The 21,834-nt window shown below is 38.2% G+C and carries 15 protein-coding genes and 3 pseudogenes; 2 read left to right on the top strand and 16 right to left on the bottom strand.

The genetic code is table 11. The features are described from left to right. Window positions 1-58 precede the first annotated feature (58 nt). Window positions 59-955 carry an alpha/beta hydrolase family protein gene (locus tag AC1TO5_RS14830; RefSeq protein WP_482063595.1) on the bottom strand — a complete coding sequence of 299 codons (897 nt, stop codon included), beginning with the start codon at window positions 953-955 and terminating at the stop codon, window positions 59-61. A 414-nt stretch (window positions 956-1,369) separates the two neighbouring features. On the opposite strand from AC1TO5_RS14830, the pseudogene AC1TO5_RS14825 reads away from it, so the two are divergent. Further along, a pseudogene (locus AC1TO5_RS14825) lies at window positions 1,370-1,978 on the top strand (DsbA family oxidoreductase). A 176-nt stretch (window positions 1,979-2,154) separates the two neighbouring features. Here AC1TO5_RS14825 and AC1TO5_RS14820 read toward each other — a convergent pair. The 5 genes and pseudogenes from AC1TO5_RS14820 to AC1TO5_RS14800 form a co-directional block, all read right to left on the bottom strand. Then, entirely contained in the window at window positions 2,155-2,811 is a 657-nt protein-coding gene (locus tag AC1TO5_RS14820) for a CPBP family intramembrane glutamic endopeptidase (protein WP_482063594.1), read from the bottom strand. Between the two features lie 21 nt (window positions 2,812-2,832). Then, entirely contained in the window at window positions 2,833-3,429 is a 597-nt protein-coding gene (locus AC1TO5_RS14815) for a TetR/AcrR family transcriptional regulator (RefSeq protein ID WP_482063593.1), read from the bottom strand. 279 nt (window positions 3,430-3,708) lie between these two features. Beyond that, window positions 3,709-4,645: pseudogene (locus tag AC1TO5_RS14810) on the bottom strand (IS30 family transposase). Between the two features lie 116 nt (window positions 4,646-4,761). Continuing rightward, window positions 4,762-5,232 (bottom strand): annotated as a pseudogene (locus AC1TO5_RS14805) (CocE/NonD family hydrolase); the annotation flags it as partial. Next, a complete protein-coding gene (locus AC1TO5_RS14800) occupies window positions 5,186-5,335 on the bottom strand; it encodes a hypothetical protein (protein WP_482063592.1) in 150 nt (49 codons plus the stop codon). The gene AC1TO5_RS14800 and the pseudogene AC1TO5_RS14805, both read right to left, overlap by 47 nt. Before the next feature lie 126 nt (window positions 5,336-5,461). Between AC1TO5_RS14800 and AC1TO5_RS14795 the strand changes: the two genes are divergently transcribed. Further along, window positions 5,462-6,163, top strand: coding sequence for a glycosyltransferase family 2 protein (locus AC1TO5_RS14795; protein WP_482063591.1), 702 nt, complete (start codon window positions 5,462-5,464; stop codon window positions 6,161-6,163). 107 nt (window positions 6,164-6,270) lie between these two features. Here the strand turns inward: AC1TO5_RS14795 and AC1TO5_RS14790 are convergent, their stop codons facing one another. The 10 genes from AC1TO5_RS14790 to AC1TO5_RS14745 all read right to left on the bottom strand — a co-directional run bounded on the left by AC1TO5_RS14790 (window position 6,271) and on the right by AC1TO5_RS14745 (window position 21,727). Next, on the bottom strand, window positions 6,271-8,397 hold the full coding sequence (locus AC1TO5_RS14790; RefSeq protein WP_482063590.1) for a pectate lyase family protein: 2,127 nt from the start codon (window positions 8,395-8,397) through the stop codon (window positions 6,271-6,273). 439 nt (window positions 8,398-8,836) lie between these two features. Beyond that, on the bottom strand, window positions 8,837-11,866 hold the full coding sequence (lacZ, locus tag AC1TO5_RS14785; RefSeq protein ID WP_482063589.1) for a beta-galactosidase, LacZ type: 3,030 nt from the start codon (window positions 11,864-11,866) through the stop codon (window positions 8,837-8,839). A 77-nt stretch (window positions 11,867-11,943) separates the two neighbouring features. Continuing rightward, entirely contained in the window at window positions 11,944-12,768 is an 825-nt protein-coding gene (locus tag AC1TO5_RS14780) for a carbohydrate ABC transporter permease (RefSeq protein WP_482063588.1), read from the bottom strand. Beyond that, window positions 12,765-13,658 carry a carbohydrate ABC transporter permease gene (locus AC1TO5_RS14775; protein ID WP_482063587.1) on the bottom strand — a complete coding sequence of 298 codons (894 nt, stop codon included), beginning with the start codon at window positions 13,656-13,658 and terminating at the stop codon, window positions 12,765-12,767. Before AC1TO5_RS14775 ends, AC1TO5_RS14780 begins: the two co-directional genes overlap by 4 nt. A 117-nt stretch (window positions 13,659-13,775) precedes the next feature. Beyond that, window positions 13,776-15,068, bottom strand: coding sequence for an ABC transporter substrate-binding protein (locus AC1TO5_RS14770; RefSeq protein WP_482063586.1), 1,293 nt, complete (start codon window positions 15,066-15,068; stop codon window positions 13,776-13,778). Between the two features lie 165 nt (window positions 15,069-15,233). Further along, window positions 15,234-17,012 (bottom strand): cache domain-containing sensor histidine kinase, encoded by a 1,779-nt coding sequence (locus AC1TO5_RS14765; protein ID WP_482063585.1) that lies wholly within the window; start codon window positions 17,010-17,012, stop codon window positions 15,234-15,236. Further along, window positions 17,009-18,577, bottom strand: coding sequence for a response regulator transcription factor (locus tag AC1TO5_RS14760; RefSeq protein WP_482063584.1), 1,569 nt, complete (start codon window positions 18,575-18,577; stop codon window positions 17,009-17,011). The genes AC1TO5_RS14765 and AC1TO5_RS14760 overlap by 4 nt, the downstream gene beginning before the upstream one ends. A 122-nt stretch (window positions 18,578-18,699) precedes the next feature. After that, window positions 18,700-19,380: a DnaD domain protein gene (locus AC1TO5_RS14755; protein WP_482063583.1), complete on the bottom strand. Its 681-nt coding sequence runs from the start codon at window positions 19,378-19,380 to the stop codon at window positions 18,700-18,702. Between the two features lie 284 nt (window positions 19,381-19,664). Further along, window positions 19,665-20,858, bottom strand: coding sequence for an acetate/propionate family kinase (locus AC1TO5_RS14750; RefSeq protein ID WP_482063582.1), 1,194 nt, complete (start codon window positions 20,856-20,858; stop codon window positions 19,665-19,667). Beyond that, window positions 20,855-21,727, bottom strand: a complete 873-nt coding sequence (locus tag AC1TO5_RS14745; protein WP_482063581.1) for a 3-hydroxyacyl-CoA dehydrogenase family protein — start codon at window positions 21,725-21,727, stop codon at window positions 20,855-20,857. Before AC1TO5_RS14745 ends, AC1TO5_RS14750 begins: the two co-directional genes overlap by 4 nt. Window positions 21,728-21,834 lie beyond the last annotated feature (107 nt).

Below are 21,834 nucleotides of genomic sequence, written 5' to 3'. Positions count from 1 at the left end.
AACTCATATATTCTCTTTAGAGATCTCTTATGTTTTCATCTATTCTGTTATTTCTCATTTATAAATATTTCTGTAAAAATTGTATCCATGCAGTACGCATTTCTACTGTTTCCATATGTCCACCTGTTGTCTCAATCGTTTGAAAGTTATCTGGATATCCAGCAGCTGAATACGCTTGATCTAAACCTTCTTTCAACAGCTGTACACCTTCCACTGGACATAGCCGATCATACTGACCTGTTAAGCTTAGTCTGGGGCGCGGTACAATTCGATTTTGAATTTCTAAAGTTGTAAAGTGCTTAAGCAAACTAGGAACATAGTAATAGAAACCATGATGGTCTAATCCTCGTTTGCTGATCAATGTATGTGCGTCCACTTGACCACATATATCCACTACTACGTTAATACGCTCATCTAATGCTGCTAACCACCACGACATCAGTCCACCCATAGACATTCCCATCGTAGCTACACGCCCTACATCAATATCAGATCGAGTTAACATATAATCTAGCAAGCAACGTGTATCGTAGAGCATCATCCCCCACAACACTTTACCTTGCCAAAGCATTTCCTTTACTAATTCACTTTCTGTTTTACCAGTGCGTTCATTAAAACCTCGCATATCCATACAACAAACAGCATATCCCATGCTTGTCAGTGTATGAGCGAAGGAGGGCTGCTGTAAATATGTACTACTACGTACTAATTCATTTCTTCCATTTGCATAATTACCACCGTGTGAATGATTAAACATAACGAGCGGATGGGGACCCTCTTGCTTTGTCGGTAGAGCAATCGACACAGATACCCGCTCCGTAAACCCAAGTTCTAATAACACGGTTTGTAATCGATATCCGTCTTCCATCTTTTCATCTAATAGTTGTACATCGGTAACACCTTCTGTCGGTAAATCACCTAGCAATTGAAAAAGCATATCATTTGTAGTAGCCATCGTTGGTACCCCTCTACTTTCGGATTAACTGTAACTTATTGTAAATGATATCTACTATAAAGCACTAGATTTTGGCATACAATGAGGAACACAAGCTGCAATAGCATCTATCAATACAGCCCTGAAATTCCACATTTATTGTTGCAGGGAAACTTGATTTTTTGTTGAATAAGACATAAAAGATAGAATTATATGGAATATATTTTGTATTTACTCATCACTTTTTATGCCTTGAACATTAAAAAAACAGAGCTACTAAAGTAATGCCACAAGTAAGACGAGAAATAAAAAATAAATAAAAAGATAACAATATTGCGATATTAATGCCGGATTCTGTGGCCCGATAACTCAAGAGAAAGAGGGAAAAGTATGAAAATTACGATATGGTCTGATTTTGTATGTCCATTCTGATATATTGGGCAATCACATTTAGAAAAAGCGATGGAGAATTTTGAACATGCCGATGAAATTGAAATCGAATATAAAAGCTTCCTCCTATCGCCAGATGCAGAATACGTTTCAGGTGAAAAATACTATGAATCATTTGCTAATTTAAAGGGAGTTCCTCTAGAACAGTCCAAGGCGATGTTAAAACAAGTTATGGATAAGGCAAAAAATTCAGGAGTCGAAATCAATTACGATAAAGCAAAATTTGCTAGTACAGCTGATGCACATCAAGTATTCCAATACGCAAAAGAGCAGAGCAAAGGAAATGAGTTTTTTGACCGGTTTTACGCTGCTCATTTTATAGAAGGTGAGATTCTTAGTGATACGGAAACGATTGTCCGTTTGGCGGAAGAGGTAGGTCTTGATAGAGGGTAGGTACGCAAAATCATTCTAAGCAAAGGGTATACCGATAAGGTGACAATGGATGTCGCTGAGTCACGCCAGGTTGGTGTTCAAGGTGTGCCTTTTTATGTGTTTGACAACCAGTATGCTGTTTCGGGAGCTCAGCCGGTTCCCTATTTTATACAAGTCTTGAATAAAGTTTGGGAAGAAAAAGCCGATCAAAAAAAGATATGAAGAAGCCGTTAACTGACCCCCTTGTCAAATAATTACACAAAATAATAATAAAAATGGCGTAGGCATAAAATGGCTACGCCATTTTCATGTATCACTGAGGAGCTCGATTTGTAGTTTATCCAAAAGAATAACAGTTCTAGAACAATTAACATACTTAGTTTAATAATAAAGTTTTATTACATTGTAGGTGGCGAGTAAATATTTAAGAAAGTTAATACGGTTAAATTTCCTATGTCTACAATAAAATGAGATAAAATAATGTAACGTAAACTTTTCGTTTTTAAATATGTAATTGCCCATACGATACCTGCTACAGATAAATATATATATAAATGATAAGACTTACTTGCATAAGAAAATACTCCCCACATCAATGGATGGCTAATAACAAAAAGTATAGTTGTATATAGAATAGCAAACCATTTGGGAAATTTAGTTAATAAACTTTCTAATAAAACACCTCGCCAATAGTATTCTTCAAACCAAGGATTAATTACCGCAAACAATAACCAAAAAATAATTAACCATATTGAATCAAACAAATGGTAATTCATCATAAGAATTGTTAATGGAAACATTCCGACTAGCATTGTTATTGTTATCCAAAAAGGAGCTTTCTTTGACTTTTTAAACCGATCACCTAGATTTTTGTTATCTTTAAAAGTCCAAACAGAAAGACCAAGTAAACCCCAATATACAATCGCTAGTGGAATCCAAGCCCAACCCCCAATGTAATAATTGAAAACTGTAGCTGTCAAAAACCCTAGTAATATAATGATAAAGGGTGAAATAAATAAGCACCAAAATTTAAAATTCCGATTATTTAATATCATTCCATACCTCTTCCAAATGAATTACTTAAATATCTTGATAATCAAATCTGCTTCTGGGATCGGACATTCATTCCACTGCAATTTATTAATGGAAAACCCTTGAATAAAAGCATAGTAACTAACTGCTAACATGATCGGATCCTCTTGAATGATTTCATTGATCTGTTGCCCCTCTATAATTAAAGGAATTAAGCAACTAACCGGTGATTTGTATTCCGGTGAAGTTAAAAGTTGTTTCACTTCTTCTGGAACAGCATCGGATGTACTAGCTTGAATCATTATTAAAAATAATAAGATTTGATCTCCCTCAGACAAACCTTGGAGAATCTCTTCTGTCATCCATTTAATTTTACTTAATGGTGTTCCATCTTGTAGCTGTGCCCTCTCTATAATCTGAATAGAACTTTCTGCAGCTCGTTGCACTAGAAGCGTAAAGATATCCTCCTTCGACTTAAAATAATGATATACAAGTCCATGGCTTAAACTGGCTTCTTTAGCTATCTCACTAATTTTTGTTGCAGCCATTCCTCTTCTAGAAAATACTTTTAACGCAGCTATTAATATTTGCTCGCGTCTTTGATCACGCAATTCTAAATTTTGAATATCGGTTCTCGGCATTATCAAAGTTCCTTTGAATTGATTAATCAGTCAATATAAAAATAAGCTATAAAACAAATTTTGTCAAATGATTTCAATAACGGGACTGTGCTATCATTCCTTCGTCACATCTCACAATGGTTTTTCTAACCAAAAGGATCCTGACCCTGAATTAACTTTCTGTGGTGAAAAGCATGAATTGAAGTTATCATAATTGATAAGAAGTCATAGGAAGGGGCAATCCATTATGTTGAAATATGTAGGCGGAAGTCATTATCGTGTTATTCATAAGACGGATTGTCAAGCCAAGTGCGACAGGGCATCCATGAATGATTCGTGAGCGGTCTTCCAACCTAAGCATTTCCTCGGCCGGTTATTAATGAAATGGAGAGCTGTTGCCAGTTCTTCATCCGTCACCTCAGCGAAGTCTTTGCCTTTAGGAAAGAACTCTCGAAGGAGGCCATCTCCATTCTCATTGGAACCACGTTGTCAAGATGAATAGGGATCAGCAAAATAGACATCGATGTTGTGAGTGAACTCTAAAGAGGCATAACAGGCAAACTCTTTTCCACGATCCGTGGTTGCGGTTTGAAAAGTGCCCTGAGGATACTGAGATGCAGCAACGCCAACAGCAACCTCCATAGAAAGTGCTGTCCGGTCAGGCATTTTAATAGCCGTATATAGTCGTGTCTTTCGCTCAATCAAGGTTGCCACGACTGGAGACAACCGTGTCGAGCTCCCAGTGTCCAAATGTCTCGCGGGATCGGATTTCCTTAGGCCGCTGTTTAATCGATTTACCCACGAGAAAGCGTCCTCGTGTTTCTAACGGTTTACGGCGTTTTCCTTTGTGGCGAAGCATGCTTATCTTTGCACGTGCTAAGCGTCCATCGTATAGCCAACGGTAGATTGTTTTGAAAGAGACCATAGCGTTCCCGTCCGTTTTATAGCGCTGTGATATCTGTTCAGGAGACCATGTCTGCTCCAGCCTTCCCTCGACTTCTTGGGCTAGTTCATTTGTCCATTTCCCTACGGGTATACAGCATTCACGCCGATTCTGATAGGCTCGTTGAGAGACTCCTGCCTCATAAACGCCCTCCACTTGGTTTCGGTTAATTTCCCTGGCTACAGTGGAGTGGTGCCGCCCGATCTCTTTGGCAATAGCACGAGCAGTCCACCCTTGTCGGTTTAGGATGTCTAGCTGACTTCGTTCGATTATGCTAAGATGAGTGTAGCTCATGGTCTGATTCTCCTTGTGTGAATGGTGTTGTGGTAACTTCATTCTACACGAATCAGCCATGGGCCATTTTTTATTCTCTTAGCAACTGTCGCACTTCATATTACAATCCGTCTCATTTATAAATATTTCTGTAAAAATTGTATCCATGCAGTACGCATTTCTACTGTTTCCATATGACCACCTGTTGTCTCAATCGTTTGAAAGTTATCTGGATATCCAGCAGCTGAATACGCTTGATCTAAACCTTCTTTCAACAGCTGTACACCTTCCACTGGACATAGTCGGTCATGCTGACCCGTTAAGCTAAGTCTTGGACGTGGTACAATTCGATTTTGAATTTCTAAAGTTGTAAAGTGCTTAAGCAAACTAGTAACATAGTAATAGAAACCATGATGGTCTAATCCTCGTTTGCTGATCAATGTATGTGCGTCCACTTGACCACATATATCCACTACCACCTTAATACGTTCATCTAATGCTGCTAGCCACCACGACATCAGTCCACCCATAGACATGCCCATCGTAGCTACACGCCCTGCATCAATATCTGATCGAGTTAACATAAAATCTAGCAAGCAACGTGTATCGATATCCGTCTTCCATCTTTTCATCCATTAGTTGCACATTAGTAACACCTTCTGTCGGTAAATCACCTAGCAATTGAAAAAGCTTATCATTTGTAGTTGCCATCGTTATTACTCCTCTACTCTCGATTTAATGATCACTTGTCAAATAGCTTATTTAGTCCAAGCACCCTCCATAGATTTGAATACTATACAATAAAAAATGAAGAAATAACAAGTGGAGGGGAAGTTCTTGTCAGAGCCTGGTGTATCCATTATCACATGTACGAATCATCCTGATTTTCTCATGAACATCTTGAATAATTACCAGAAGCAGAACTACAAACGCAAAGAATTGATTATCATTATTAATAAGGATAGTATCAGTTTAAAGGAATGTCAGGAAAAAGCAGCCAAGTATCCCAATGTCACCGTCTATAAAGTGCCTGAGCGAATCTCATTGGGCCAATGCTTAAATTGCGGCATCAGTAAAGCCAAATATCCCCTTATTGCAAAATTTGACAACGACGATTTTTATTCTCCATACTACTTAAAGGAGCAGGTCAAGGCGCTACTACGTACAGGAAGCCCGGTAGTCGGCAAGCATGCATGTTTGGTCTATCTAACTGCAAGCAAAAAGCTTGTCATTCGGTCTCCATTTGAAAAGAATAAATCTGTAGATTTCGTTCAAGGAGGCACAATCTTATTTCGGAAGAGCATCCTCAAGAAGGTGCGTTTCTCAGATCTCTCACTTGGAGAGGACGTCAAATTTTTACGAGATTGCTCCAAGAAAGGCTATACCATATATGCTACTTCTCCCTACAACTACGTCTATATTCGTCGAAAAAACAAAAGTACTCACACATGGCAAGTGGGCGATAAAGAATTTCTGCACGGTGGCCAGCCTGTTGCCGTGACCGATAATTTTCGCCATTACGCCGTGCGCAAATATTGAGTGAACTTAGATTAGTCGTTGTTCCATTACATTCAAAACGGACTCACCTTCGAATAAGGCGAGTCCGTTTTTTCCATCGCTAAATTCACATGTTAATCATTAACTATTTATTCTAATTCCATATAGTAAAGATTGGTTACACTATCTTTTGTAATCGTATGAGCGCCTGGGGCAAGAGATATGCTAACAACACCATTTGTTATTGTATAACTTGTTCCATCAATTTTGATCTTGGACCCGTTTGCCGAATTCAATACCAACGTTAAAGTTGAAGCTTCGGTAGTGGTGAACTCAATACGGGTTGAACTTTCAATTTTCAAACACTGATTAAGTGTCAAACCATTATACTGCACTGTTCCCTTACTTGTTGAAAGACTTCCTTGAATATCGAAGAAATCACTTGCAGTTCCATTCGTCGTAAAATTATGAACATATTCTCCAGTTGTCGGAGGTGTTGGAGTAGGTGTTGCCGTCGGAGTTGGAGTCGCTGTTGGTGCTGGAGTTGGTGTTGGTGTTACCGTCGGTGAAGGTGTTGCTGTTGGAGTAGGTATTGAATTACCTCCTACAGATACAAGTTGAGTAGTGTAGTTTCTTATTTTAGTCATCAGAGCCGTATTAAGTGAATACGAAGCATCATCAACTGAATCATTGAATTCCCATGCGAAGTCGCCTTTATTTAGACGTCCAGCTTTAGCAGTAACTATTTGTTCAACATCATTAACATTATCAATAGCTGACACATTGACTCCCATATCGTTACTCGTATCAAAGTTGTTATAGACTGTTCCACCTTTTAATGCTTTGTAAGCGCTTGGAACAATTTCATTCCTCGATGAAGCCAAGTATGCATCGAATGATGTTGTATGAGCCGAAGTCGTTCCGCTATTGGAGTTAGCATAAATTAGACTTTGAGCATCAATAATCCTGTTGTTATAAGCTTTAATCATGCCGCCGTTCTCTCCAGAAAACGTACCTTCCCCTAAAGCATCAGTACCTTGTAGAGAGCTCATCATCGGAAATTTGGCATGTCTAAAATAATTAGATTCTACAAATGCCGAACCACCCGTTGTAACACCGACGCCGTATTTTGAGACACCATCATAGAAGTTATTATAGATATGAACAGAGGCCACTCTTATACGAGGATGACGAGAATCCGAATGATCAAACCAATTATGGTGGAACGAGACAAAGAATTCCGATGATTCGCTTAGACCGACAAGAGAAGCTTTCCCAGAATCCCAATAGTGATTGTACGAGATTGTAATATAAGTCGAACCTTTTTTAAGGTCTGTGGAACCATCGCCCTTGGCTTGGTCTGCATCTCCGCCTGCAGATCCATAGAAAATATCATTATTATGCACCCAAACATTAGCATTTCCAGTATCCATTGAGATGCCGTCGTCAGGGAATAACATCAAGCCTAAGTTTCTTACTTCTACATTACCAGCGTATCTAAGAAGCATCCCCCAGCCATAAGCATAAGCATCTTCTCCGATACCTTCAATCGTCACATTCATTTCGGAATAATTACTTTTTCCTTTCAATTCAAGATATCCACTGCTGTTCAGTTGTCCACTCATATCATCGTCTGTAACTTTTCCAATTATTCGGATAGCTAGAGGTGTTTTATCATAACCTTTTTGTCTCAGTGCCATAATCTCGCCAATTCCAACACCTGTTTGTACAGCGCCCGAACTGTTCGTTTTCACATTAAGAGTAACGGTTTGAGCTGTCTCGGATGTTACATATAGCACTTGAGCGCCAGTTTTGAGGGTTCCGTCATTATTGTATGCACCTGATGCTGTGCCAAATTGTGAGTTCGATGAAAAAGCAAATCCAGATCTATCATATGACGTTACGGTTAACGGATTCGTCACAGCATTGGCCGCTGAAGCGCCGGATTGCATGGCTTCAACTTTCATCACATAATTTCCAGTTGCAAGCCCTACAGCATCAGCTCTCCAGTAGGTAGCATATTTTCGGATTAATTGGCTATCCATTAGTTTATATTGTGAATCCGAAGCACTTGCAGGTTTTACATAGACATTGTACCCATCCGCATTACTTACAGATGACCATTTTACATAGGCCGTCTCATTCCACCCTCCACTACCAGTTATCGAAAGACCGGCAGCATCGACTGTGAGATTTGCGAATCCACCTACTACTAAACATAGTGCAAGAGACAACAACAAAACAATACTGGCTACGTTAGAAACCCTTCTTTTCATTAACAGCCCTCCTGAGTTTTAATTGTTACCGACGCGAATGTAATCGCTTGCAACACAAACTACGAAGCCCTCTTATCACCCCTCAGAAAATCATACTCTTGGAACATCATTATCTTATCAGCTGTAAAAGCGTTTTCGATACAATCATTTACTCATTTCGCCTGCATACCACGACATTTCTGAACTAATGATTATCGGACAAGTGGGATGATACTCAATATATGATACTACTTCAATTCAACCCCATCTCTGTGTCATGTCTACAAAATGGCTACAAACATAACAAAGGGCTGCCCAATAAGTCCCTAAAATAAAAGCAGGGCGTGTCCAGAAAGTCAGTTTTCACTAACATTCTGGACACGCCCTACACAGCTAGAAGTGGGATACTCAATCCCCTCCCCTGCCTATTTCATATGATCACATCTTTATAAACTTTTCATTATGCTCGTTCGATTGTGAACTCAAAGCTTAAGTTTTGATTCGCTTGAATCAAATACTCATCATGAACCGGAGCACCCCAGCTATCGTCTCCACCAACACCCATTTGCTTGCCAGCTACCGTTACAACTGTGTAGTGAACATTCGGCAATTCATAATGATGTGCAGCACTTTCAAGTTCGAAAGCAGTGTATGGTGAAATATTGCATTCCACAGGTGCTGTTGCAGGTGAAGATAACTTAATACCTTGTCCAAGCTTATTCGTTACCGCTACACGACGTACACCAGTACGGTTACCCGATTCTTGTGGTACGACATACGCAGACACATTGTCTTTCGCTTCGTTACTGAACGTCATTAGACGGGCTCCGAAAGCACGGTCAATATAGTTCTCTTCTGGTCCCATAGCATACCAATCTAATTGATCGTAATCTGCTGGAACCTTGAAGGAAAGCGCGAAGATCGGAAGTTTTGGTAAGTTTTCTGCACCAAAGTATTCTGATTTCACATGGATTGCTCCACCTTCTGTTACCGTATAAGCAACCGTTACCGTCACTGCATCGCTAATATTTAGCTTGTACGTGTATTTTACTGTCACAGCAGTATCCGTTTCGATAAGCTCAAGATTAACGCATTTACGAGTTAAGCTCGCGGCAAACCAAGCACCTGACTCAAAGCCTTGAGCAAAGCCTTTATCATTATCCGTCATCGCTCTCCAGAACAATGGTGCTGGTTGACTAGCAATCATCTCACGACCAGCATAGTTCACTGAAATCAGTGTACCGGCCTGCTTAGAGAACATAATGCTAAAGTCTCTACCATGAACACCAATATTCACATCGCCTTCCGCTACGCGGAATGTACGTTTCGTTGGTGCCACTACTTCTGCTTCAACAATGAAGATATGTTGACCGAAAGCAACTTCATGTCCAACTTCTGCCCATAGAGTAGCTTCCTTCAAATTCAATGAAGCCGTTACTGTATACTCTCCTGCTTCTATCTCCGTATAGAAGTCAACCGGGATATACAATTCATTACCAGCGGCTACATCGATATCAAGTGCAATATCTTCTACTAGCTCGCCGTTATGATGAAGCGCAATCACTAGTTCATAGTCATCCGTTCCAATGAACAGATTCTCATTGACGACTTTTACACCATTAGCATCAGGCGTTAATTTCATATTTTGATAAAGGAATTTCACTTCTTGCATTTTCGGCGATTCTTGACGATCAACATAAACAATTCCATTTGTACAGAAGTTGTAATCAGTCGAACGATCATCAAAGTCACCACCATATGCAAGGAACTCCTTACCATAGCGATCTTCTTTCACAATCACTTGATCGATATAATCCCAGATGAAGCCACCTTGATACATCTCGTATTTATTTTCAAGCTCCGTATATTTGTGCAATCCGCCAACAGAGTTACCCATCGCATGCATATATTCACAGCTAATATAAGGCTTGTCTGGATTACCGTTCAAATACTCTTCGATATCAACTGGTTTGGCATACATACGACTTTCCATATCACTTGTATCATTGTACTTACGGTTATGGAATACTCCCTCATAATGTACAAGACGAGATGGATCTACGCTACGGAAGTAGTTAGAAACGTTCAATAACACTTCACCAGCGTACGCTTCGTTACCTACAGACCAGATTAGAATAGATGGGTGATTCTTATCACGTTCGACCATTGAAATCGCACGATCCATGACGATATCTTGCCATTCTTGCTTGTTCTCAGGAACGTTCCAAGAAGGCTCAACTGCTCCCATTTTTTGCCAAGAACCATGTGTTTCAAGGTTCATCTCATCAATAAGATAGACACCATACTCATCACATAGATGATACCAAAGTGATTGGTTAGGATAATGCGATGTACGAACCGCATTCAAGTTGTTTTGCTTAATGGTTCTAATATCCATTAGCATATCTTCATCTGTAATGGCACGTCCACGACGACTATTGAATTCATGACGGTTTACACCTTTGAACACAATACGCTTACCATTAATATGCATGACTTTGTTAATCATCTCAAAACGACGGAATCCAACACGATAAGTAACAACTTCAATTAGTTCACCTTGCTCATCGGATATCATGACGAAAAGCTCATATAGATAAGGTGACTCTGCACTCCAAGGATTAACCTCACCAGCATCTAGCTTAACGGTTACTTTGTTAGCTGAACTTAATATGGAGTTAGTCTCGGCAACTGGCGCACCACTCGCATCATATAATTGCATGGCAATTGTGTAAGCTTTATCGCCTTGTAACGTAAGATCTACAGATAGATCACCCAATACATACGTATCATCAAGATCGGCATGGATAAACATATCCTGAACATGAATTTCAGGAGTAGCATACAAGTATACATCACGGAAAATACCTGAGAAGCGCCAGAAATCTTGATCCTCTAGCCAGCTACCTGTACTGCGTTGATATACTTCTACCGCTAGTTTATTTTCACCTTCAATTAAGTACGGTGTTAATTCAAATTCTGATGGTGTAAAGCTATCTTCGCTATATCCAACAAATTGACCATTCAGCCATACGTAAAACGCTGACTCAACACCTTGGAAAGAGATATATGTTTTTTTATCTTTCATTGCTGAAGGAACATTGAAATAAGTAATATAACTGCCAACAGGATTATCGTTCATTGCAACCGCAGGTGGTCTAAGTTCATGTTGACCATCCCATGGATACATCGTATTTACATATTGCGGTTTACCGTGCCCTTGTAGTTGAATATGACCAGGAACTTCGATATAGCCCCAGCTAGAGCTATCATGATTACTTTCAAAGAATGTTGCAGGACGATCTACAGGGTTTGGCGAGTATTGAAATTTCCAGTTGCCATTTAATGAATGACGTAATGCCATCGGAGCCCTTTGCATCGCTTCATCGAACGTTTCATAATAGTTGTGATCAGAATGTGCTTGTACACGATTGACGGCAAATACTGCTGTGTCCGTTAACCAAGCTAGTTGTGGTGTAATTGTTGTCATGAAATAAACCCTCCAATTCATAATGTAAAAGCCAGATAATGCCCATGAGGAGCATTGTCTGGCTTAGATAGATCAAGTTATTTCACAGAACCTGTCATACCTGCCACGAAATGCTTCTGCATAAAGAAGAACACAAGTGCTGTAGGAATTGTAGAAATAACAACCGCAGTCATAATAATACCATAATCAGGTGTATAACTCGAACCTAGATTAGAAATTAACATCGGTACGGTTCTCTTCTCTGGTGACTGTAGTACAATTAGTGGCCACAGATAGTTGTTCCAGCTTGACATAAACGTGATAATACCAGCTGCTGCATATGTTGTTTTCATTGTAGGCATAAAAACTCGTATGAACAAACCTAATTCTGTTAATCCATCAATACGCCCTGCTTCCAAAAGATCTCTCGGGAACATTTTCGCATTCTGACGGAAGAAGAAAATTAGAAATGCTGTTGTCATTGTTGGCAAAACTACTCCTGCCAATGTGTCTACACCAATAGCTGGTGCTACTGAAGATACTTTCGCGAACATTTGGAATAAAGGCACCATAATCGCTGCGAAGGGAATCATCATAGACATTAACATAATTGAGAATACTCTATCTTTTGCTTTGGTACGGAATATTTCAAAACCATAGCCAGCTAATGATGCAATGATTAACGCTAATATCGTCGTAGTTATCGATATTTTGGCGGAGTTCCATAATGCAGGTGCAATATCAACTGTGGCAAATAAGTTTTTAATATTTTCAAAAAGATGCGTCCCCGGAATGATCGTTCCCTTTGTTACATCTTTAGATTCATTCGTCGCACTAATAATCATCCAAATAAATGGGAATATCGCGACGATTGAAGCTATAATTAAAAACGAATACATTGAAATTTGTTTTAACTTATTCATTTGTCGTCACCTGCCAATTTGAACTGCAAGAATGCTAATATGATTATAATAATCACGATGGAATAAGAAACCGTCGCTGCATAACCAAAGTCTGAAGAATATTTGAATGATAAATTATAAATGTATTGAGAAATCGACAATGTGCTATTACCAGGACCGCCTTTTGTTATGTTCACGACCTCATCAAATAGCTGTAATGTACCTATTGTCGATGTAATTGACGTAAATAATATAATCGGTTTAAGCAATGGAATGGTAATACCAAAAAATTGTCTAGTTGCTGAAGCACCATCAATACGTGCTGCCTCATAAATGGAATTATCAATATTTTGCAATGAGGATAAGTAGAAAATCATATTGTAACCCGTCCAACGCCAAGTTATTGCGATAATAATCGTTACTTTCGCCCAAAAAGGATCGTTAATCCATTCGATTGGTGCATTAAGTAAATGTACCTTCATTAACATTTTATTAATTAAACCGTCTGTTGCAAATAAGTATTTGAAAACAATAGAATAAGCTACCAATGATGTAACGGCAGGCAAAAACATTGCTGTCCGGAAAAAACCCTTGAATTTCAAAGTGCTGCTATTCAGTAACACCGAGATAAATAGTGCAAATAGAATCATAACCGGCACTTGGATAATTAAGTAAATCATTGTGTTTGTTAAGGCTGCTCTGAACGTTTTGTCACTAAATAATCTTACATAATTATCAAAACCAACAAACTCAAGATTCATACCATTACCTGATTTGAAAGATAATATTAATGCTTGAATCATCGGATAGAAGTAGAAAATGACAATCATAATACATGCGACACTTATAAAAGCCCATCCTGTAAGATTCGCTTTAGTCTGAGAACCCAAACCCTTCTTGGTTGCTTCCACTTAGATAGCCCCTTTCTTCACTGTTGCAAAAACATTAGATTCTCCCATCCCCTGCCAGAAATAGAACAGTTGATCAGAAGAATCTATTGTTAATGTTATTTACTCTAAGGAATAATTTTATTTACGAATTTGTGTGTCAGCTTGTGTTTGAGCGTTACTTAATACTTTAGAAAGTTCAGTACCACCCAAGTAGTTTTGCATTTCAGCTGCTAAAATATCCTCAATTGCATAAGTGTGCATACCGTAGTTTACATTTGGAATTTGCTCTGTCCAAGCAGCAAGATCAGAAATAGCTTTTTGACCACCGAAGAACTCATCTGCAGTTGTATAAGCTTCACCAGTTGCAGCGGCTTTCAAAGTACCAATCGCTCCAATATCAGTTACTAAAGTTTGGTAAAGTTCTACGCTAGAACCGAAAGTTGCTTTCAAGAATTCAGCAGCAGCTTCTTTGCCATCAACATTCAATACATACCAAGAGCTACCGCCAAGGTTAGATGCGTGAACAGATTCAGCAACATTTGGAAGCGTTGGGAATGGTACTACTGCCCAATTTCCAGATTGTGAAGCTTCAGCTTTGATTGATGCTGTAATCCAGTTACCTGTAGGAATAGAAGCTACATCACCATTATTGAAAGCACCAACAAATTGACTCCAGTCAGAAATAACTTTTACAATTCCAGAATCCATAATATTTTTGTACGATTCAAAAGCTTGAGTTAAAGCTGCATTGTCAGCGATGCTTGGTGTAACACCATCTTCTTGTAAGTACCAAGAACCAGCGGATTGAATCATCATACGAATTAATCCAAGATCTTTAGGATCTTGTGTAAGCATTTGTTTGCCTGTTTTTTCTTTTACTACTTTACCGATTTCAATGTATTGATCCCAAGTAATATCTTGTAGATCTGCTACAGTGTAACCAGCTTGCTCTAAGTAATCAGTTCTAACATAAAGACCAGTTACACCTGTATCGAAAGGCACACCATATTGTTTACCTTCGTAGCTAGTTGGTCCAATTTTGTAATCTGCGAAATCTGCAGCATTGATGTACTCATCAAGTGCAAAGAAAGAATCTGGATAAGCTTGTAAGAAGCTTTGTGCGCGATAATCTTCGATCAAAACGATTGTCGGAAGAGTTTTCGTAGTCCCAGAGTTAAAACCAGCATTCAATTTTTGAATAATATCATCTTGTGCATTTTCAATAATATTCACTGTTAAATCTGAATTTGTCTCTGTGTACATTTCTTTAGCTTTTTCCATTGCACCAACGTTGAAAGCTTTATCCCATGCCCATACTGTAATTTCTTGTTTGCCTGATGGTTGAGTACCAGTGTTTCCAGTATTCGCATTGTTAGAACAAGCCGTTAGAAGCATAAAACTTGCTAACACTACTGTTAATAATTTCTTCATTTTAATTCAGCCCCTTTGTCTTTTCTATACTTTAAGTTGAAAGCGTTTGCCAGCTAACATTTACATTATATCAACTTCATTTACGCTCTCGTTAGAAATATCTTTGTATGGATTGGTCATATCTATTGTTCCTTAAGGGGCTGAAATTATGAATTGTGACTTTTTTTATATTTTTGTATTTTTTTGTGGTGATATTAACGGCATCGTTATAACAATACGTGTACCTTGATCTGCCGAGCTAATAATATTCACGCCATAAGTATCTCCATATAACAATTCAAGGCGATCATTAACGTTGCGAATTCCTATTCCTGAGAAGAAATGACTAGAATGTCTTGTGTTTTGTTGCTTTGTAGGCATTTTTTGTTCGATACCTATTCCATTATCGACAATTTCACATACAAGATTGCTTTCTTCTCGTGAAATCATAACGTATATATATCCATCGCTTCGCCCTTGGAATGCGTGAAAGAAGGAATTTTCGATAAATGGTTGTATAATTAATTTTGGGATCTGATAATCTTTACATTTCTCATCGATGAAATAACTTACATTTATTTGCTCACCATATCGAATATGGTTGATTAATACGTAATTTTTCAAGTTGACTAGTTCATCTTCCACACTTATTGTTTCACTTACATTTCCTATCGTATTTTGCAGTAACTCAATTAAAGCATTTATTGTAAGTGCAGCTTTTTCCTTATTGCCCTGTTGTACCAAAATTTTAATAGATGCTAATGTATTATAGAGAAAATGCGGGTTAATTTGCATCTGTAATGCTGACAGTTCTGCATTCCGTTGATCTTTCTGCGTCTGAATTAATTGATTAATATAGTCATTTAATTCGTCAAGCATGTAGTTGTAGGCATTTCCAAGTTCCTTTATCTCATAACTACCTGATACGGTGAAATAATTGCCAAAATTACGTTTTGTAATTCGAGACATTTGCCTAGCTAATAATGTTAATGATCTCGTAATTCGGCTAGTAATAATAAATACAATGAATAAAGCGATGCAAACAATTAATGCACAAATAACAGCTACCGTTTTAAAGTTCATCATTTGACTTAAAGCAGCACTTTTGTCAATCGTATTCACAATGTACAGATCATACGTTGGCAAATATGTTGCCAACAGAAGATGCTGTTTACCTTCCCTTTTTATTTCCGTTACTTTTACTCCATTATTATCCATCTCAATAATATTCGATAATAATTGTCCTTCATTCGTCCCAATTAAGGACTCTCGATTCGACGAAACGACAAGTCCTTCTTGGTCTATTAACAACACATCGTTTCCAACACTTGTAAATCCTGTATAGCTCTTCTTAAATTCTGTTTCTTTGATTGCAAAATATATTACTCCATACTGAAAACCGCTTGACCTATCAAATAAAGCTTTGGCAGCAACTATTACTGCGTTTCCTTGTTGCTCAGTCTGATCCAAATGATATTGTAGCTTTTTTGGTTCCTCTAATGCTTTTATCGTAATTTCATCGTCTTTCATATCATAATAAGCAGTAGGCCAAATTGAATTTTTCGTCTCATGACGATTCCCATTCATTCCTGATATCATCATAGAAATGGGATAGACGGAAACTGTGGATTGCAGTCGATTCATCTCCTGCGAAACGAGATAGTGACTACGTAATGCTTCTATAGTCGTTTGATTTTCTACTGTTAAAAACCGCTTAATTTCCCCACTATCATTAGCATTACTTGCTGTCATAGAAACAGCATAGTTCATGTTTTCTACACTTGTTTGAATTTGATTAATAATTTTACTATTCGTAATGCTAAATGTATCCATAAATACTTTCTCGGACATCTGGAGCATGACAGACCAAGTAAGCCATGCTACCATAATTACACTAATCAATGTAACGGAAAACATCTTAATAAATAACCCTTTGTATCTAAATTTGTCCTTCAACCACTTCATAACAGTTCTCTTTTCTGTGTTTGGTTTCCTTTACGATATTGACTAGGTGAAACACTTTTATGTTTTTTAAACACTTTAGTAAAATAACTTTGATCGGAGTAGCCTACCCTCTCACTAATCTCAAAAATTGATAATTCCGCTTGTTGCAGTAATTCAGCAGCCTTGTCCACTCGAACACGATTCAAATACTCACTGAAACCTTCATCATTATGAGCCGAAAAGAAGCTCGAAAGATAAGATGGATTGAAGTGAAAATGATTCGCAATATCCGTTAAATTAATCGGCTCCATATAATGCTGCCTTATATAACTAATAATCATCGTCATGTTGGGATTAGCCGAAGTTTGCTTACTCGTTGCTAATGTTACATTCATTTCATCGATAAAATCATATAATTCTTTTAGGGCGACGGAAGCATGAGTTGCCTCATTAATCGATCTGAAATAATTGTATTTTTTACTTTCTATATGTCCCGTATCCATTTCTAGCTTCCCCAAAATGATTGTAATATTGAATATGATGTTGCCTAGTACCGTTTTGAAGGCGAATACATCTTGTTCGTAGTCGGCTGATGCATATTTGAAATATTCAAATAACACTTCTAACGCTTGACTAAAATTACGTGCTTGCATAAGCTCAGTAAACTGACTCATATTAAATTCGACCGATTCATGATGTAGTTTCGGTAATTCATTTCTAGTAATAAGTATGGTATGGTGAGGCAAATAAAAACGGTAAGAGCACATTTTCAAAAACCTTTGATGATACTGCTCATATAACTCACTAATTTTTGTAAATGGATCTCCTAAAGTCCAGCATAATCCCGCTATTGATGTCGTAGTATGGATTGCAAAACTACGAATCTCTGGCATAATCTGCTCCCAATCCCGATCATTCATATTCAAAATGTAGACTGCCAAGTTATTATCCGTTGGCAACGGCATAGCTACCATATTCCCTTCATGCGAAAGAAACATTGCACTTAATTGCTCAAGCCAATAATCTTTATTTGCGTTAGCTATATTTTTCATTTCGGCTCCAAAAAACCGAAAACTATTATGTGGAAAAACATCATAAACACTTTCCATTGAAGTATCGATTTCATAGCCAGACATCAATTTATCTAATGTCATCTTAATACTAAGATTTTCCTCTTTCATATTTTCAATAAGCTGAAGCGATGGTATTTTATTAGCTACTCGCTTCAATATAGTCAATAATTGATTCGCCTCTAATTTTGGCTTTAGTATATAATCTGCAACCCCACTTTGGAAGGTTGAGCGTACATAATTGAATTCTCCAAAGCTACTTAATACGATAACTTCAATATGTGGATAGCTTGTTTTTAGAATACTTGTAAATTCAACACCATCCATTAGCGGCATGACGATATCTGTAATGACAATATGCGGTGATAGTTGCTCTACCATTTCTAATGCTTCTTTACCATTCGATGCTTCGCCTACTATACTGAACCCTTCATTTTCCCAGTTCAATAAATGCTTTATACCTTGCCTTACTAGTACTTCATCGTCAACAATGAGAATATGACAGGTTGGATTCATCTTGATATCCTCCTAAACTTTTTGTTATCATGCAGAATAACACTTAATATAATAGCACAAATAAAAACCTATAAGTCATGTGAGTACGATACATTTTTTTGCATCACGTTCTCACTACTGACTTATAGGTTTTTAGAATAAAACTTTTGCGAATGTAACTTAGCTTCTTCCGCAGTTGTCACTCGATTGCGAGCCCATTCAATAAGAATACGATCGATGTATTTTAAGCTTAGTTTTCCAGAAAAGACAGCTTCTTTCAATGCAAATCGAATAATTTCATCGGAGTAACGATCTTGATCAATCCAAGCACTTATTGTTTCATATTCCATTGGTGATAATGGCCGACCAAACTCTTGTTCAAACGATGTGAATAGCTGAGCCGCTTGATCTTGATGAACTACTTTATGTACTTTCTGACGCTCTGCTTTCTTCGTAGCTCGTAATTCTTTGGCATACCAATTCGTAGCAAGCATATACCAGCCTGACCAATTATAGGTTTCTCCAATAATATCATGAATCGTTTCCTGTTCAATCGTGATGAAGCCAGCATTGGAAAGCTTCTGTAGCCACCCGGTAATAATGTGACTATGAACACCCATTCGCTCAGAAAGCTCCTCTGGAGTTGGGAAAGGATTATGTTCAACCTCAGCAAACTGAATAATATGAAGTAGCAGCATAGCTTCCGAATCATCTAACCCAAGTGCACGATAGCTGCGTAGTAACAAGGAAGAGACATGAATTCCGCCTTCCTGCAAAACCACATTCATACCATGGGCGTAAGCCTTCCATATATGATCGCTCATAAATACCTTCCTCTCATTGGATAACTTACATTCACCATCGATTACGCTGCGTTAGCATGCGCATCGCGATTACATGCGACTGTTTTGAACTACCACTTCCAATAAAGGTTCAAAAAGTGGGCTTTAAGAATCAAGAAGATGAAGCGCTACTTGAGGAAGGCGGAAGCGCAAGTGTACATGATTACGTACACGCGAACCGTACTTCCCAAGTTCGCTTCATATTCGATGTCGACTAAGCTACGTTAGCATACTCATCGTTATCAAAATCCACTTTTTGAACTACCTTACTTCACTAAATTATATGTGTCTCTTGCAATTAATAACTCCTCATTCGTCGGAACAACCATTACTTTAACACGAGAATTTGGCTTGGAAATAACACGCGGCTCTTTGCTGCGCTTCGCATTCAATTCCTCATCAAGATCAAGTCCTAGGAATGTAAGACCTTCGCATACTGCTTTACGAAGAACAACAGAGTTTTCCCCTACGCCCGCTGTGAATACCATAACATCTAGACCATTCATTGCTGCAGCATAGCTACCGATATATTTTTTCACGCGATATACGTACATATCGAATGCAAGTTTCGCTTCTTCGTTTTCATCCATCGCATCAGTAATCTCACGCATGTCAGAGCTCAGGCCCGATACTGCTAATAGTCCACTATGCTTGTTCAACATAGAGTTCACTTCGTTCAATGTTAGATCTTCTTTATTCATAACGAAAGGAACAATTGCAGGATCTAAATCACCACTACGAGTACCCATCATCAGTCCTTCAAGTGGAGTCATTCCCATACTTGTATCGAACGATTGACCATTAAGGATCGCTGTAAGACTACCACCGTTACCGATATGACAAGTAATCATTTTCAATGAAGCTAACTCTTTGTCAAGCACTTTCGCTGCAACATCACTAACATAAGCATGGGATGTTCCATGGAATCCATAACGACGAACTTTATGACGCGTGTACAATGATTTTGGAATCGCATATAAGTAAGATGTTTTTGGCATCGTTTGATGGAATGCTGTATCAAATACAACCACTTGCGGTACATTTGGCAAGTTCATTTCTACAGCTACAATTCCCATCATATGCGCTGGATTGTGAAGTGGCGCCAGCTCAAACAATCGTTTGACTTCGCTCTTCACTGCATCCGTAACGATAACAGAATTTTTGAAAATCTCGCCACCATGAACAATACGGTGACCTACTGCATCGATTTCAGCCATCGATTTTACTACGCCATGCTCGGCATGAATTAACATATCGATCACTCGCTTAACAGCAGTTACATGATCCAATATTTCTTTTACTTCAACAACTTCTTCTTTCCCTACTGGCTCATGTGTAACGATCGAAGAATCCATCCCGATACGCTCTACACGACCACTTGCTAATACAGATTCATTCGTCATATCGAATAATTGATATTTCAAAGATGAACTTCCAGCATTAATTACAAGTACTTTCATTCGACTCGATCTCCATCCGCATCATATTTGAAAAATCCTACCCCAGCTTTAACTCCAAGATGTCCAGCTCGCACCATTTTCTTCAGTACGATAGATGGTCGGTATTTCAACTCACCATATTCACGGAACATGTTTTCAAGTGCAGCTTGAACCGAATCTAAGCCAAATTGATCTGCCATTTGGAATGGACCGAGTTTGAATGAATATCCAACACGCATAGCATTATCGATATCTTCAGCTGTAGCAACACCCTCTTCAAGTACATGAAGCGCCTCATTAATGAATAGACACATTAAACGAGTCGTTACAAAACCTGGAGATTCAAATACCATAACTGCTTTTTTCTGAATGTCTTCCTCGACAAATTGCTTGGTTACTTCCACAGTTTCTTCGGAAGTTTTCAAGCCACGTACAATTTCAACCATATCAATTGACGATACAGGATGGATGAAATGCATACCAATAACACGCTCTGGAGAACATGTTGCACTTGCAATTTCAGTTAAGCTAAGTGATGAAGTATTACTTGCAAGAATTGTATCAGCACTTGTTACTTGATCAAGTTGCTTAAATATCTCTTTCTTTTGATCCAAATCTTCCGTAATGGATTCGATAATCAACTCACAACCCGTTAACTCTTCCATTTTCGAAATAGTATGAATACGAGAAAGAATTAATTTTTTCTCTGATGATGTAATAGCCCATTTCTCTATTTGTTTATCTAGGCTCATCTCAATCATGTTCAAAGCATGCTTTAATCGGTCATTAGAAATTTCAAGCATATAGACATCTAAACTATTTTTAGCTAGCATCTCAGCAATTCCTTGACCCATTGTCCCTACTCCAACAACTCCAACTTTCTTAATCATAGGTTTTTCGTTTCTCCCTTACAACATTTTATCCTATTCATTATAACTCTTTTCGAGATATTTTGCAGGCTCGGTAAGCGCTCTTATGCAATTTGTCGAAAATAAAT

It is taken from the genome of Paenibacillus sp. Y930, from assembly GCF_056786375.1.
The sequence above is the reverse complement of the archived record's forward strand: the minus strand, read 5'-3'. Positions and strand labels throughout refer to the sequence as shown.

Excerpts from the sequence above, each read along its gene's own strand:
- AC1TO5_RS14750 (WP_482063582.1), bottom strand. The coding sequence starts at position 20,858 with ATGAAAGTACTTGTAATTAATGCTGGAAGTTCATCTTTGAAATATCAA.
- AC1TO5_RS14755 (WP_482063583.1), bottom strand. The coding sequence starts at position 19,380 with ATGAGCGATCATATATGGAAGGCTTACGCCCATGGTATGAATGTGGTT.
- AC1TO5_RS14790 (WP_482063590.1), bottom strand. The coding sequence starts at position 8,397 with ATGAAAAGAAGGGTTTCTAACGTAGCCAGTATTGTTTTGTTGTTGTCT.
- lacZ (WP_482063589.1), bottom strand. The coding sequence starts at position 11,866 with ATGACAACAATTACACCACAACTAGCTTGGTTAACGGACACAGCAGTA.
- AC1TO5_RS14800 (WP_482063592.1), bottom strand. The coding sequence starts at position 5,335 with ATGGCAACTACAAATGATAAGCTTTTTCAATTGCTAGGTGATTTACCG.
- AC1TO5_RS14765 (WP_482063585.1), bottom strand. The coding sequence starts at position 17,012 with ATGAAGTGGTTGAAGGACAAATTTAGATACAAAGGGTTATTTATTAAG.
- AC1TO5_RS14820 (WP_482063594.1), bottom strand. The coding sequence starts at position 2,811 with ATGATATTAAATAATCGGAATTTTAAATTTTGGTGCTTATTTATTTCA.
- AC1TO5_RS14830 (WP_482063595.1), bottom strand. The coding sequence starts at position 955 with ATGGCTACTACAAATGATATGCTTTTTCAATTGCTAGGTGATTTACCG.
- AC1TO5_RS14770 (WP_482063586.1), bottom strand. The coding sequence starts at position 15,068 with ATGAAGAAATTATTAACAGTAGTGTTAGCAAGTTTTATGCTTCTAACG.
- AC1TO5_RS14815 (WP_482063593.1), bottom strand. The coding sequence starts at position 3,429 with ATGCCGAGAACCGATATTCAAAATTTAGAATTGCGTGATCAAAGACGC.
- AC1TO5_RS14780 (WP_482063588.1), bottom strand. The coding sequence starts at position 12,768 with ATGAATAAGTTAAAACAAATTTCAATGTATTCGTTTTTAATTATAGCT.
- AC1TO5_RS14745 (WP_482063581.1), bottom strand. The coding sequence starts at position 21,727 with ATGATTAAGAAAGTTGGAGTTGTTGGAGTAGGGACAATGGGTCAAGGA.
- AC1TO5_RS14760 (WP_482063584.1), bottom strand. The coding sequence starts at position 18,577 with ATGAATCCAACCTGTCATATTCTCATTGTTGACGATGAAGTACTAGTA.